The sequence below is a fragment of the Clostridioides sp. LIBA-6822 genome (assembly GCF_056688955.1).
This window is the reverse complement of the sequence record NZ_CP196995.1, coordinates 2680749-2695067: the sequence shown is the minus strand read 5'-3', so window position 1 is coordinate 2695067 and position 14319 is coordinate 2680749. Positions and strand designations below refer to the sequence as shown.

Genomic DNA, 14319 nt, shown 5'->3' with positions numbered 1-14319 from the left:
CGAAAATTTAACATTTAGCAGCTACTAGAAAAGAGTAATATTTTTTATAAATTTTTAAAAAATACAAAATACAAGAGGAGGAGATTTATCGTGAAAGCAGCAGTATTACATGGCACAAATGATATGAGATTTGAAGATATAGAAATAAAACCATGTGAAAGTGATGAAGTAAAAATAAAAGTTATGGCAGCAGGAATATGTGGGTCAGATCCTCCAAGAGTATTAAAACATTGGAAATATCCAGTTCCAGCTATACCAGGACATGAATTTTCTGGAGTAATTGCTGAAGTTGGTAAGGATGTAAAGAATGTAAAAGTTGGAGATAGAGTAGTTGCAATTCCTTTTATACCTTGTAATGAATGTGAATATTGTAAAAGAGGATTATTTTCACTATGTGATGACCATGGAATGTTAGGAGCTAAGACTTTTGGAGCTTTTGCAGAGTATGCAAATATAAAAGCTACAAATGTATTACCAATAGGAGACATGGATTTTGAAGATGCAGCTATGATAGAGCCATTAGCAGTTGCTATGCATGGAGTACTTAATATAGGTGTTCAAGTTGGAGACACTGTAGCTGTAATGGGTAGTGGAACAATGGGACAATTAGTAATACAAGGACTTAAAATAGCAGGAGCAGGAAAAATTATAGCAGTTGATATATCTGATAATAAATTAAGAGAATCAAAGGAATTAGGGGCTGATATAATAATCAATGCTAAAGATGTTAACCCAGTAGAAAAAATAAAAGAACTTACTGATGGAAAAGGCGTTGATATAGCTCTTGAATGTGCAGGTTCAAAAATAACTCAAGAACAATGCTTACTTATAACTAAAAAGAAAAGTAAAATAGGATTTTTAGGAATAGCATATTCAGATATAACTTTATCAGAAGAAGCATTTGAAAATATATTTAGAAAAGAACTAGAATTAAAAGGTTTCTGGAATTCTTATTCAGCACCATTCCCAGGACAAGAATGGACTAAAGGAATCAACCTAGTTAATGAAGGAAAAATAAAATTAAAAGAAATGGTATCTCATAGATTTTCGCTTGAAGACACTTACAAAGCTTTTGAGATGATAAGAGATAGAAAAGAAGAATTTAATAAGATATTAATTTTACCACAAGGGGTTGAAAAATAATGAAGGCAGTAGTTAAAACTAAACCAGGTTATGATAATGTAGAAGTCTTGGAAGTAGAAGAACCAAAAGCTACAGGAGACAAGGTTAAAATAAAAGTAGAATATAGTGGTATATGTGGTTCAGATATACATTCGTTTAAAGGAGAATATGCAAATATAAAAGCTCCTGTAACATTAGGTCATGAATTTTCTGGAATTGTTGTAGAAATAGGAGAAGATGTTAAAAATATAAAAGTAGGAGATAGAGTTACATCAGAAACTACTTTTGCAACTTGCGAGAAATGTATATACTGTGCAACTAAAGATTATAACTTATGCTCAACTAGAAAAGGTATTGGTACTCAAGTAAATGGAAGTTTTGCTGAGTATGTATTATCAAGAGAGGAAAGTATACATGTGCTTCCTGAAAATGTATCTTTATTATCAGCAGCTCTTACAGAGCCACTAGCTTGTTGTGTTCATGCTGCTCTTGAAAAGACTACTATAGAAAGTAATGATACAGTTTTAATAATAGGACCAGGACCAATTGGTTTATTATTAGCTCAAGTTGTTAAATCTCAAGGTGCTACAGTTATAATGTCTGGAGTTACAAAGGATAAAGAAAGATTAAAAATAGCTAAAAATCTTGGTGTAGATAGAACAGTAAATGTAATGGAAGAAAATTTAGCAGATGTAATAAATGAAATGACTGATGGAAATGGAGTAAGTAAAGCCTTTGATTGTTCTGGATTTATGCCAGCAGTTAATGAAGCTTTAAGATTACTTAGAAAAAAAGGTACTTTTGTTCAAGTTGGAATATTTGCCAAGAAACTAAATGAAATGGACCAAGATGCGATAGTTCAAAGAGAATTACAATATATAGGAAGTAGATCACAAAAGCCTAGTTCTTGGATTATAGCATTGGATTTAATGAATAATGGAAAAGTAAATACAGAAGCTTTAGTTACGAGAACTGTTAGTTTAGACGAATTTAAAGAGGGTATTACAGCTTTAATGAACGGAGAAGAAATAAAAGTAGCAGTAAAATCTTAAAAAAACATTTGTATTATTTTAAAAAAAATTGTAAAATCTACTGTAGGATAAGAAATGTAAGGTCTTAAAAAATAACAGGAGGAAGAAAGTATGAGCACTCTTAGAGATCATTCTAATAACATTAGAAAAAACATAATAAAAATGGTTGCAGAAGCTAAAAGCGGACATCCAGGTGGTTCATTATCAATAGCTGACATATTGACAGTGTTGTATTTTGAGAAAATGAATGTATGTGTAGAAAATCCAAAAATGGATGATAGAGATAGATTTGTTCTATCAAAAGGTCATGCAGCACCAGCTTTATATGCCACATTAGCAGAAAAAGGATTTTTCCCAAAAGAAGAACTAATAACATTAAGAAAATTTGGTTCTAAATTACAAGGTCACCCAGACATGAAAAAAGTAGCAGGAATAGATATGTCTACTGGTTCTCTTGGTCAAGGTCTATCTGCAGCAAATGGTATGGCACTTGCAGGAAAATTAGATAACAAAGACTATACAGTGTATACTATATTAGGTGATGGAGAAATTCAAGAAGGTCAAATATGGGAAGCTGCAATGACAGCATCACATTACAAATTAGATAATTTAATTGCATTTGTTGACTTAAATGGATTACAAATAGATGGTTCTAATGAAGAAGTAATGAATGTAAATCCAGTAGATGACAAATTCAAATCTTTTGGATGGAATGTAATGGTAATAAATGGACATTCTTTTGAAGAAATAGGAAATGCAGTTGATGAAGCTAAAAAAGTTACAGGAAAACCAACTGTAATAATAGCTAAGACAGTAAAAGGTAAAGGTGTTTCATTTATGGAAAATAATGCTGCATGGCATGGAACAGCTCCAAATGCAGAACAAGCAGAACAAGCATTGAAAGATTTAGAAGGAGGTCTATAGGAATGGGAATAGCAACTAGAGAAGCTTACGGACAAGTGTTAAAAGAACTTGCAGAAAATAAAGATATAGTAGTATTAGATGCAGACTTAGGAAAAGCTACAAAAAGTATAACATTTAAAGAAGTTGCCCCAGATAGATTTTTTGATATGGGGATAGCAGAAGGTGACATGATTGGTACAGCAGCAGGTCTTGCTACTTGTGGGAAAATACCTTTTGCAAGTACTTTTGCAATATTTGCAGCAGGAAGAGGATATGAGCAAATAAGAAACTCTGTAGCATATCCAAATTTAAATGTTAAAATAGCAGCTACTCATGCAGGTGTAACAGTAGGAGAAGATGGTGGTAGCCATCAAGCTATAGAAGATATATCTTTAATGAGAGGTATACCAAATATGGTTGTATTAAATCCAGCAGATGCTTTAGAAGCAAGACAAGCTATACTTGCATCTATTGATTATAATGGACCTGTGTATATAAGATTAGGTAGAGCTGCAACTCCTGATATAAACAGTGAAAACTATAAATTTGAAATAGGAAAAGGAACTGTTTTAAGAGAAGGTTCTGATATAACAGTAATAGCTACAGGAATAATGGTAGCAAAAGCTTTAGAAGCAGCAGAAGAACTTGCTAAAGAAGGTGTAAACGTAGAAGTTATCAATATGCCTACAATAAAACCACTAGATGAAGCATTAATAAAAGAAACTGCTAAGAAAACTGGAAAAGTAATTACAGCAGAGGAACACAGTATAATAGGTGGTTTAGGTTCAGCAGTATGTGAAGCTTTAGCAGAAACTAAAGATGTAGTGATTAGAAGAATTGGTGTTAAAGATGTATTTGGTCAATCAGGTACACCAGCTGATTTATTAAAACATTATGGATTAACTACAGAAGATATAGTAAAAAACATAAAAGAATTGTTATAGATATAAATATATCCAATTAACAAATTGATTTAATATAAATCAATTAAAGCTGTCTTAAAAATAGAAAGAAATTTCTACAATGGGACAGCTTTATTTTTACGGTACTTTATTTTTATGATAATTTAAAATATTATAAAGATAAGCAAATAAATTTATAAAAAGAGGTGTTGTTTAATGAAAATATCTATTGGATGCGACCATGGTGGTTATGAATTAAAGGAATATATAAAGGAAAACTTGATAAATAAAGGTATAGAAGTTGAAGATGTAGGGACAAATTCAAAAGAAAGTGTTGATTTTCCAATATATGCAAAAAAGGTAAGCCAAAATGTTCAAAGTAAAAAATCAGATTTAGGTATACTTTGTTGTGGAACAGGAATTGGTATGTCTATTGCAGCAAATAAGTTTAAGGGAATTAGAGCTGCTGTTGTTTCAGATTGTTTTTCAGCTCAAGCTACTAGAGAACATAATAATACAAATGTACTTTGTTTAGGGGAAAGAATTATTGGAAAAGGATTGGCAATGAGAATTGTTGAAGAATGGTTAAATTCAAGTTATAATGGAGAAAGACATGCAAGAAGACTACAAATGATTGATGACATAGAAAAAGAAAACTTATAAGTATCTAAAATTTATAACGAGGAGGAAAGTTATGTCTATTATTTGTGCTTCAATAATGTGTGCAGACCAAATGAAGTTAAAAAAGGAGTTAGAAGCTCTTGAAGAAGCAGATGTGAAACTACTTCATTGTGATGTTATGGATGGAATATTTGTTAAAAACTTGGCTATGGGTCCAGAACTATTAAAATCAATAAGTGAAAATACAACGATACCTTTAGATATTCATTTAGCTACAGAAACTCCAGATAAATATATTGATATGATGTCTTACATAAAACCAAAATATATTTCTTTTCATGTAGAATCAAGTGCAGATGTAAAAGCAGATATACAAAAGTTAAGAGATTATGGTATAGGGCCAGTGCTAGCAATAAGTCCTCAAACAAGTGTGGATAAAATAGAAGAATATATAGGTTTGGTTGAGGGTATCTTAGTAATGACAGTAAATCCAGGATTTGCAGGTCAAAAGTTTAATCTTTCTGTGCTTGATAAGTTGGATAAACTTACAGAGATACTAAAAGATTATGATAATCCTCCGTTTATAGAAGTTGATGGAAATATAAATAAAGATACTATCAAACTTATGAATGGTAAAAAAGTAGATGTATACGTTGTAGGTACTTCAGCTTTATTTAATGATAAACCTCCCATTTCATATAAAGATAAGATAAAAGAGCTAAAAGAAAGTATAAAGTAACTATGTGATAAAATTATAATAAGTTTCCGTTTAATAGTGAAGAATTTAGATAGAAACGAGAAATTTTACAATATTTAATAAAAATTTTAATTAAGTAAGGAGAATTTTTTATGGGTGACCTATATAAACTGCAAAATGGTACTGATATTAGAGGAATAGCATATGAAAATGATTCTAAGGAAGTTAATCTAACTGTAGAAGAAGTAAAAAAAATAGCTAAAGCATTTCATATTTGGCTAAAAGAAAAGACGAAGAAAGATAAGGTAACTGTTGCTATAGGAACTGATTCTAGAATAACAGGAAGCCAATTTAGAAATACTGTTATTGAAACTTTAACTAATGATAATTGTAATGTAATTGATTGTGATATTGCTACAACTCCAGCAATGTTTATGACAACTATTATGGATGGATACAATTCTGATGGGTCGATTATGATTACAGCTAGTCACTTACCATATTATTATAATGGTTTAAAGTTTTTTACAGAAAATGGTGGTCTAGAAAAAGTTGACATAAAAGAGATGTTGGATATAGCTGTTAAGAGTGTTAGTGTAGATTGTGAAGAAGTAGATAAAAAAGGTGAAGTGGTAGTAAAAAATCTAATAGAAGATTACTCTAATTTATTAATAGATAAGATTAGAAAGGGTGTAAATTCAAGTAAAAATTATGAAAAGCCTTTTTCTGGACTTAAGATATTAGTTGATGCAGGAAATGGAGCTGGCGGATTTTTTGCTGAAAAAGTTTTACACATACTGGGAGCAGATACAACAGGCAGTCAATTTTTGAACCCAGATGGTATGTTCCCAAATCATATACCAAATCCTGAAAATAAAGAAGCAATGGAAAGCATATGTAAAGCAGTAGTGGATAATAAGAGCGACTTAGGAATAATATTTGATACAGACGTAGATAGAGCTGCTATTGTAGGTAAAAATGGCAAACCAATAAATAAAAATGCCCTTATAGCTGTTATATCATCAATAATATTAGAAGAACATCCAAAAACAGCTATAGTAACTGATTCTATTACTTCAGAAGGTCTTGCTAAGTTCATAAATGAATTAGGAGGAAGACATCATAGGTTTAAAAGAGGATATAAAAATGTAATAAATGAAGCCATAAGATTAAACAGTGAAGGCGAAGAATGCCATTTAGCAATAGAGACATCTGGACATGCAGCATTAAAAGAAAATTATTTCTTAGATGATGGTGCATACTTAATAGCTAAAATTTTAATAAAAGTAGCAAAACTGTCCTTAGAAGACAAGACGATAGAAGAATTAATAGAAAATCTTGAAGAAGCAAAAGAAGAAAAAGAAGTTAGAATAGGCATTAATAAAGAAGATTTTAGACCATATGCAGAAGATATATTAAGAGATTTAGATTCTCATGTTGAAGGTATTGATGGATGGTCTGTTGCACCAAATAATTTCGAGGGAATAAGAGTTAATTGTGATGAATCAAATGGTGATGGATGGTTTTTACTTAGAATATCACTACATGAACCATTGTTGGCTTTAAATATTGAATCAAATAAGATTGGTGGAGCAGAACAAATTTATTCTAAGTTAAAAATTTTCTTAGAAAAATATGATTTAAAAGGTCTTTAAGATTAATAAAAAGCATATATTTATATTAAAGAATGGATGTAAATTTATACCTAAGATTACAAATATTACAAAATTGTAATCTTAGGTAACAGAGATGTAACTGATTATGGAAACTCTATGTGATATTATAAATACAGAGAGATGAAATACATGATGAATTATAGAGAAATATAATTTAAAATGTATTAATATCAAACCAAAAAGGTATAATCAAAAAAATATGTAAATATAAACCCCAACATTTAGAAAGAGACCTCCAAGGAGGTTTTTTTCTTTTTTAAAAACATACAATGTCATGATATAATAACTTTAGTTGAATGATAAGGGGATAATAATAATATGGTTAAAAGTGAATATATTAAGCGAGTTGAAGAATTTATAAATTCATATTTTGTAGAGAGAGATGTGAAAAAATGTATGTCTTTTTTTCATAAAAACATCTGTTGGGTTGGCACTGGAAAGTTTGAAGTAGGGAATAGTATAGAAGAAGTAGAACAGTTATTAAAGGCATATGTAAAACAGTCTCCAGAAGGTTTTAGCATAGAGAAATTATGGCTGGATAGTAGAGAATATTCAAAAAATTTATATATGGTGTTTGGCGAATATTTGGTTGGTAAGAAAACTAGGAAAGGCTATAATTTTCAAGTAGAAATAAGAGTAACCTATTTATGTATCGAATGTGAAGGGGAGATATTAATAAGTAGTGTTCATACTTCTGTTGCAAATGACTTACAGAAGGTAGGGGAGTATTTTCCAATAAGTTTGATGGAAGCAGAAAATAATAGATTAGAAGCAATTGTTCATGAAAAAACGAGGGAAATAGAAGCACAGAAAGTTATGTTAATAGAGGCAAATAAAAAACTACAGCAATTAGCCATCACTGATGAATTAACAGGTTTATTAAACCAGAGAGCAATTATTGGAAATATAAGAAAAGCTATTAAAGAAAATTTTAAACAATATGCAATAATGATAATTGATATAGATAATTTTAAAAGTGTAAATGACAATTATGGACACTTAATAGGTAATGAAGTTATAAGAGCGGTAGGTCATATGGTTCAATCATTTGAATCTCACTACTTATTTTCTGGAAGGTATGGTGGAGATGAGTTTATTATCTTATCAGAAAATATAGAGAAAGCACTGTATATAGAATCTAAGGTCCATAGTAATTTACTTGAATATAACTTCGAAGGTATAGAACATAAAATAACTGTAAGTATTGGTATCTCTGAGTGGAAAAATTTTAGTTCTTTCGAAATTTTTTTAAGTGAAGCAGATAAAAAATTATATAAAGCCAAAAAATTAGGCAAAGATAGGACTATATATTAACAAAGTTTTTTAGGTTGTAAGTTGCAAGATAACTATTTTGTAATGTAATACAATTTGTAATGTAATACAAAATGACAGTTATCTTACAATTTACAACCTTACATAATTTTATATTAATTAATTTTTCTGAAAGTAAGCATTACCTTAAATAAATCAGCATCTATAATTATTTCCATGCTCGCATCTTCTAATTCAATTATATTTTGAGCTATTGATAAACCAAGACCAGAGCCATCGGTTTTTCTAGATATATCACCTCTTCTAAATCTTTCTAGCAGTTCTTCTGGTTTTAAATTTAATTTGTCATTTGAAATATTTTTAAATGTTAATATTATATTTTCTTCTTCTAAAAGCATATCTATATAGACTCTAGTATTTGGCATAGAGTATTTTAGTATATTGCTAATTAGATTCTCAAAAACTCTCCAAGTTTTTTTACCATCTATCATAGTAAATACAGCATGTTCTGGTGTTTCTATTATAAAATCTAAATCACTACTTTGAATTTTATCTTCAAACTCTACTGTACTCTGAATTAAAAGTTCCCTTATATCAGTTTTTGTTATATTAAATTCTACATCACCACTACTGAGTTTAGAAGCTTCAAATATATCTTCTATCAATAACTTTAATCTTTGTGCTTTTTTATCTAAAATACTTATATAATCATTTATAGTTTCTTTATTAAATTCATTATTTTTTAACATATCTACATAGCTTAATATAGATGTAAGTGGAGTTTTTAAGTCATGAGATACATTTGTGATAAGTTCTGTTTTCATCCTTTCATTTTTTATATTAGAATCTACAGCAGCTTCAAGACCATCTGTTATATTATTTATACTTTTGGATAAGTCAGATATTTCATCGTCTCCTATTACTTCTAGCTTGTATTTTAAATTTCCATTCTCAATATTTTTTATATTCTTTGATATGTTGTTTACATAATTAAACTTGGAAGCTAAAAAGTTATATATATAAAAGTGAAAAATTGTGTTTACAAGTGTAAATAAAATTACTATAGCTATTGCCTCAGTGTAATATATGTACATAAATAATATCAAAACTAGATATTGAATAACAGCTTGTATAACTATAGATATTAAAAATACTATAGCTAATTTTTTATTTATAGTTTTTCTATTATACATACTAAATAAGTTTGAAAAGAATATATATGTTATAGACATATCTTTTAGATTATAGCTATTATGTTTAATATTTTCATATATTATGTAGACTATAGATATAATGATAAAATTGTAGATTGTTAAATTAGTATTATAAAACATTTTAGTACTTGTAAATGCATGAAACCTTAAGAATAATAGTATCAAAATTAAGATAAGTGTAAGTTCTATTTTTACCTTAGAAAAAATATTTATGACATTTTCTAAGAATTTGACTTTAGTCTGTTTATTTTTTTTATACAATGTAAAACATAGTATAGTCAGTAAAAAACTTGATAGTATAATACCTATACAAAAAAACTGTAACTCTGTTTTTGATAAATGCAGAGAAGTACCGAAAAAATAAAAGCAAGGTATAGCAAAGTCTCTATAATAATAGTTAATATTATAAACAAAGTTATTATTCAAATCATAAACTGCTTCAAATAATATAGAAACTAATAGAAATAGTAATAATAATAAAATAAATTTTGCTTTAGAGTCATTAATAATTAAGTTTTTCAATTTTGTAACCAATACCCCACACCACCTTTAAATATTTTGGTTCTTTTGGATTAATTTCAATTTTTTCTCGAATTCTTCTGATGTGAACAGCAACTGTTCTTTCACAGCTGAAAGCATCTTCATTCCAGACATTTTCATAAATCTCGCGAGAAGAGAAAATTTTACCTTTTCTTGATAGAAGAAGTGTAAGTATTTTATATTCAATAGGTGTCATTTTAACTTCCTCGCCATCTAAAGAAATTATTTTTGTATCTGTATTTAACTCTAGACCACCACTTTTTAGAATATAATTAGTATCCTTTGAATTGTTTAAATTGCTAAAATCGCCTAAATTTATATATCTTCTAAGTTGAGATTTTACTCGTGCAGTAAGTTCTAGTGGATTAAATGGTTTAGTTATATAGTCATCAGCACCCATATTCAGACCTATAATTTTATCCATATCTTCTGATTTTGCAGACAAGAGTATTATAGGAATATTCTTTTTTTCTCTTATCTTAAGTGTAGTTTTAAGTCCATCTAAATTGGGCATCATTACATCCATTATTATTAATTTAACATCATTTCCAATCAATATATCTAATGCTTCCAATCCATCATATGCCTTTAAAATATTAAAGTTATCAGGTCTTAAATAGAATTCTATAGCATCAACTATTTCCTTATCATCATCCACAACCAATATATTTTGAATCAATTTATTAATCCCCCTTGAAATTTTATTTTAACCAATTTTTATTTTATACTAAAAACAGGTATTAGAAAACAGTAAGCATACTCATTATGAAATAAAACTAGTATTTTTATATTGCTAATGAATATAGTAAATGTTGAAGTATAGACGTCTATATTAATATGAACTTAAAAGTTTATGAAAGTGTTTAGTATAATTTATCACACTCCTTACCTTGTTTTAGATTTATTAATTTCTTAGGTATAAAGATATATTAACAAATATAAATAACAAATGAGTTTCATAATTATTAAGAATTTATAACAAATAATTATTTTGATGTAGTTCATTATAAATACATATAAAACATTTAAGAACAAAATTTATAGATTTTAAGGATAACATGTTTATATTCTTCAATTTAGATGTATTCATATGGTAGAATATAGGAAATAAACAAAGGAAGTGAGATTATCATGTCATATAAACTTACTAGAACATCTAAAAATACTATTTTATCAGAACCTTGGCTAAAATGGGCTATGGAGATTCAGAGTATTGCTCAATGTGGTTTAACATATTCAAAAGATGTATATGATATAGAACGATATGAACATTTACGAAATATATCAGCAGAAATGTTGAGCTATAAAACTGATATTCCAATTGAAAAAATTAAATCCCTTTTTTGTAATGAACAAGGGTATCAAACTCCTAAATTAGATACGAGGGCAGCTATATTTAACGATGGGAAAATACTACTTGTCCATGAAAATAATGGTAAGTGGTCTTTGCCTGGTGGATGGGTTGATGTGCTTGAATCTATCGAATCGAACACAGTGAAAGAAGTAAGAGAAGAATCTGGTCTTGAGGTAAAAGCAAAGAAAATTATTGCTATACAAGATAGAAATAAGCATAACATACCTACATACGCTTATGGAGTATGTAAAGTATTTGTACTTTGTGAGGTAATTAGTGGAGAATTTATAGAAAATATTGAAACAATTGGATTTGATTATTTTACAGTTGATGAATTACCTTTACTTGCAGAAGAAAAAAATACTCAAAAGCAAATAGAGATGTGCTTTGAAGCATATAGAGATAAGAATTGGGAAACAAAATTTGATTAGAATAAATATCATAAGTAAACGAGAAAAGGTAGTATAGCACAAAAAAGTGCTATATTACAAAATCTCAAATAAATATCTTTATCATGAATTAAGTTAAAATGAATATTATAAATTAGGAGTATGAAGTATAGCAGGGACGTTTTTATCACTAAGTAATTCATCAAATGATTTATGGTCAGATTTGTAGCCGATACCTTCTCTACATTCTAACTCGTCAACAAGCTTATATTGTTCACAAGCATTTTTTACTTTTTCATAATCTTCAGAAGAATGAGCTTTGTAAACTATCTTATTATTAAAAGTTATCTTATCAGCAAATTTGGGTTTTACAAAATATTTAACATCTTTTATCTGACCAGCATTATATAAATTTTGGATAACAGAACCATTTTTTAAATGTTGTAAATGGTCATCTAACTTGTAGGTATGTGCTATATGAGTTACACTTTTGAGATTTTCTTCAAAAGTGAGAGCAATTTTCTCCATATAATTGAAATCAGTATTACCATGTGTATTTTTTTCTGGTAATAATATTATATTTTCTCTTTTTACTCCAAGATTGTTAAGAGAAGCTAAAAATTCTCTATTTCTGTACTCTGATTTTTGTATGTCTGTAAGATTTTCATATTTTTTATATTTATTAAAAACAGATATACCACATCCAGTAGACACCAAAACTACAAATACATGATTTTTTCCTCTTTCTTTTATAGCGTTTACAATAGCACTGCCAGCCCACAATACTTCATCATCTTGATGTTGTACATAGAAGACAACATAATCTTTAAATTTTCTATTACTATAATTCACATAACTATTGAAACCTGTTAAAATCAAGCATAAAACTAAAATGATAGATAAAATTCCATACTTATTTATAGTAAATTTTTTATTCTTAAGTGTCATTTAATCATCTCCTGAAAGCTGTCTTAGTTATATTATCAAACAAAATCCTAAAAATTATTTCTCAAATCCTAAAAAATATAGAGTGGATTAATGGAATAAAATTTTTTTACTAGTTTAAAATTTAAAAAAATATTTATATGTAAAACTAATAAAAAGAATGGGGAATTGATAGGAATCTAGGCATAAATATAAAAAGTGCACATTGATATTTGTGCACTCCTTATTAGTATAATTGATTATTTGCTACAAAAACAGAGTCTTTTAAGTCCTAAAATACTTGATGCACCAGCTATCGTAGTTCCATAATAGTAAACTGGTTTATTCAATGATATAAAGTTTATGATTGAGTTATTACATAATGTACTTCCTGTACAAATGATTACCTCAGCCCAAGATATTACATCTTCATAATCTCGTATGCCATCTTCAATCCTAATATTGTACTGAATAGTATCTATAAACTCAGGATTTAAATCTAATACTCTAGTCTCAAAACAATCTTTAATATTATCAATTATAGCTGGTTGATATCCTATAATTGCTACTTTTGGATTATCAAATTCATTTTTTATAAATTTAGGAAAGTTCTTTGCGCATACTTCTGGCTCATTATTTTTACAGTGAATGGTTCTATCTGTCATGCCTAAGTACTTCATAACTGCATTTAATGATGCTATAAAAAGGCTTCTATCATGAGAGCTACCATGTAAATCTAATGATAGTATTTCTTTCAAAGAACCTTCAAATGTAGATGGTGTAGAAGTAAATGCTTGTCCTTTAGCTCCTTTAAAATCGGCTTCAAGCATTATTTCTTTACCAACTATAATTGGAAAATCTTTACGTTTGGTATTTCCAATTGCTTCTTTAGCAGATAGAGATTTAGATACAATACTTATCATATCCATATCTAAATTATATTTGTCAACGTGTTCTAATAAGTAATCTTTCAAGGTATCAAATATATTCATAGAAAAAAGACTCTCCTTTCTGTTTTACTTGTTCATTTAACTCAAAAATATGATTTATTTTTCCATTGTTCATTATTCCTATCTTATGAGCAAAAAACATTGCTTCAGAAATATCATGAGTAACATGAATCACTGTTGGTCTGTACTTTAAGTAAACATCTTTTAGTATTTTACTTATATGTTTTTTTGTAATATAATCTAATGAGCTCATAGGCTCATCTAGAAGTAATATGTCTGGCTCACCTATCAATGCACGTGCAAATGCAACTCGTTGTTTTTCTCCTCCACTTAAATTTTTAGGATACCTGTTTTTTATATTTTCTATCTGCATTAACTTAGATAAGTGATTAACTTTAAATATTTGCTCATCTTTAGATATTTTTCTCAATTTAAGTGGGAATCTTATATTATCTTCAACACTCATATTTGGAAAGAGTTCAAAGTTTTGATATACAAATCCTATATTTCTGTTTTCTGGAGGCAAATTTGATATTAAATTTTCTTTGTATCTTACATCACCTTTAGCAGATGAGTATCTTCCTGCTAATGTTTCTAGAAATAGAGTTTTACCTGAACCACTGGAGCCTAATAAAACAAAGTACTCGTGGTTATTAATGTTTAAACTATTTTTTTTTAACTTAAAATTAGGCAAATCAAGTGATAAATTTTTAATTTCCAACAT

The 14319-nt window shown here is 28.4% G+C and carries 14 protein-coding genes; 9 read left to right on the top strand and 5 right to left on the bottom strand.

The annotated features are described in order from the left end of the window. The first annotated feature begins 90 nt into the window (after positions 1-90). The 8 genes from ACTG48_RS13005 to ACTG48_RS12970 all read left to right on the top strand — a co-directional run bounded on the left by ACTG48_RS13005 (position 91) and on the right by ACTG48_RS12970 (position 8266). The gene (locus tag ACTG48_RS13005) at positions 91-1143 is read left to right on the top strand and encodes a galactitol-1-phosphate 5-dehydrogenase (protein ID WP_021385173.1); all 1053 of its coding nucleotides are present in this window, start codon (positions 91-93) and stop codon (positions 1141-1143) included. Then, positions 1143-2174, top strand: coding sequence for a zinc-binding dehydrogenase (locus tag ACTG48_RS13000; protein WP_479917069.1), 1032 nt, complete (start codon positions 1143-1145; stop codon positions 2172-2174). The genes ACTG48_RS13005 and ACTG48_RS13000 overlap by 1 nt, the downstream gene beginning before the upstream one ends. 90 nt (positions 2175-2264) lie before the next feature. After that, on the top strand, positions 2265-3077 hold the full coding sequence (locus tag ACTG48_RS12995) for a transketolase (protein ID WP_021385185.1): 813 nt from the start codon (positions 2265-2267) through the stop codon (positions 3075-3077). 2 nt (positions 3078-3079) lie between these two features. Further along, positions 3080-4000: a transketolase family protein gene (locus ACTG48_RS12990; RefSeq protein ID WP_021385137.1), complete on the top strand. Its 921-nt coding sequence runs from the start codon at positions 3080-3082 to the stop codon at positions 3998-4000. Positions 4001-4174: 174 nt separating this feature from the next. After that, the gene (rpiB, locus tag ACTG48_RS12985) at positions 4175-4621 is read left to right on the top strand and encodes a ribose 5-phosphate isomerase B (RefSeq protein WP_479917068.1); all 447 of its coding nucleotides are present in this window, start codon (positions 4175-4177) and stop codon (positions 4619-4621) included. Between the two features lie 31 nt (positions 4622-4652). Continuing rightward, positions 4653-5318 carry a ribulose-phosphate 3-epimerase gene (locus ACTG48_RS12980; protein WP_021385138.1) on the top strand — a complete coding sequence of 222 codons (666 nt, stop codon included), beginning with the start codon at positions 4653-4655 and terminating at the stop codon, positions 5316-5318. A gap of 110 nt (positions 5319-5428) precedes the next feature. Next, positions 5429-6931: a phosphohexomutase domain-containing protein gene (locus tag ACTG48_RS12975; protein ID WP_479917067.1), complete on the top strand. Its 1503-nt coding sequence runs from the start codon at positions 5429-5431 to the stop codon at positions 6929-6931. A 339-nt stretch (positions 6932-7270) separates the two neighbouring features. Then, a complete protein-coding gene (locus ACTG48_RS12970) occupies positions 7271-8266 on the top strand; it encodes a GGDEF domain-containing protein (RefSeq protein ID WP_479917066.1) in 996 nt (331 codons plus the stop codon). 113 nt (positions 8267-8379) lie between these two features. Here ACTG48_RS12970 and ACTG48_RS12965 read toward each other — a convergent pair whose 3' ends face one another. Beyond that, complete coding sequence (locus tag ACTG48_RS12965; RefSeq protein ID WP_479917065.1) at positions 8380-9972, bottom strand: HAMP domain-containing sensor histidine kinase; 1593 nt, start codon at positions 9970-9972, stop codon at positions 8380-8382. Beyond that, positions 9941-10657 carry a response regulator transcription factor gene (locus ACTG48_RS12960; protein WP_021385102.1) on the bottom strand — a complete coding sequence of 239 codons (717 nt, stop codon included), beginning with the start codon at positions 10655-10657 and terminating at the stop codon, positions 9941-9943. The genes ACTG48_RS12965 and ACTG48_RS12960 overlap by 32 nt, the downstream gene beginning before the upstream one ends. Before the next feature lie 452 nt (positions 10658-11109). Here ACTG48_RS12960 and ACTG48_RS12955 point away from each other — a divergent pair, with 452 nt between their 5' ends. After that, positions 11110-11763, top strand: a complete 654-nt coding sequence (locus tag ACTG48_RS12955; RefSeq protein WP_479917064.1) for an NUDIX hydrolase N-terminal domain-containing protein — start codon at positions 11110-11112, stop codon at positions 11761-11763. A 105-nt stretch (positions 11764-11868) separates the two neighbouring features. On the opposite strand, the gene ACTG48_RS12950 is transcribed toward ACTG48_RS12955, so the two are convergent. From ACTG48_RS12950 to ACTG48_RS12940, 3 genes are all read right to left on the bottom strand, one after another. Then, on the bottom strand, positions 11869-12669 hold the full coding sequence (locus ACTG48_RS12950) for a PIG-L family deacetylase (protein WP_479917063.1): 801 nt from the start codon (positions 12667-12669) through the stop codon (positions 11869-11871). A gap of 236 nt (positions 12670-12905) precedes the next feature. Further along, entirely contained in the window at positions 12906-13637 is a 732-nt protein-coding gene (locus tag ACTG48_RS12945; RefSeq protein WP_479917062.1) for a Rossmann-like domain-containing protein, read from the bottom strand. Continuing rightward, positions 13624-14319 (bottom strand): ATP-binding cassette domain-containing protein, encoded by a 696-nt coding sequence (locus tag ACTG48_RS12940; protein ID WP_021385115.1) that lies wholly within the window; start codon positions 14317-14319, stop codon positions 13624-13626. The genes ACTG48_RS12945 and ACTG48_RS12940 overlap by 14 nt, the downstream gene beginning before the upstream one ends.

Excerpts from the sequence above, each read along its gene's own strand:
- ACTG48_RS12955 (WP_479917064.1), top strand. The coding sequence starts at position 11,110 with ATGTCATATAAACTTACTAGAACATCTAAAAATACTATTTTATCAGAA.
- ACTG48_RS13000 (WP_479917069.1), top strand. The coding sequence starts at position 1,143 with ATGAAGGCAGTAGTTAAAACTAAACCAGGTTATGATAATGTAGAAGTC.
- ACTG48_RS12945 (WP_479917062.1), bottom strand. The coding sequence starts at position 13,637 with ATGAATATATTTGATACCTTGAAAGATTACTTATTAGAACACGTTGAC.
- ACTG48_RS12940 (WP_021385115.1), bottom strand. The coding sequence starts at position 14,319 with ATGTTGGAAATTAAAAATTTATCACTTGATTTGCCTAATTTTAAGTTA.
- ACTG48_RS12975 (WP_479917067.1), top strand. The coding sequence starts at position 5,429 with ATGGGTGACCTATATAAACTGCAAAATGGTACTGATATTAGAGGAATA.
- rpiB (WP_479917068.1), top strand. The coding sequence starts at position 4,175 with ATGAAAATATCTATTGGATGCGACCATGGTGGTTATGAATTAAAGGAA.
- ACTG48_RS12950 (WP_479917063.1), bottom strand. The coding sequence starts at position 12,669 with ATGACACTTAAGAATAAAAAATTTACTATAAATAAGTATGGAATTTTA.
- ACTG48_RS12980 (WP_021385138.1), top strand. The coding sequence starts at position 4,653 with ATGTCTATTATTTGTGCTTCAATAATGTGTGCAGACCAAATGAAGTTA.
- ACTG48_RS12990 (WP_021385137.1), top strand. The coding sequence starts at position 3,080 with ATGGGAATAGCAACTAGAGAAGCTTACGGACAAGTGTTAAAAGAACTT.
- ACTG48_RS12970 (WP_479917066.1), top strand. The coding sequence starts at position 7,271 with ATGGTTAAAAGTGAATATATTAAGCGAGTTGAAGAATTTATAAATTCA.
- ACTG48_RS12995 (WP_021385185.1), top strand. The coding sequence starts at position 2,265 with ATGAGCACTCTTAGAGATCATTCTAATAACATTAGAAAAAACATAATA.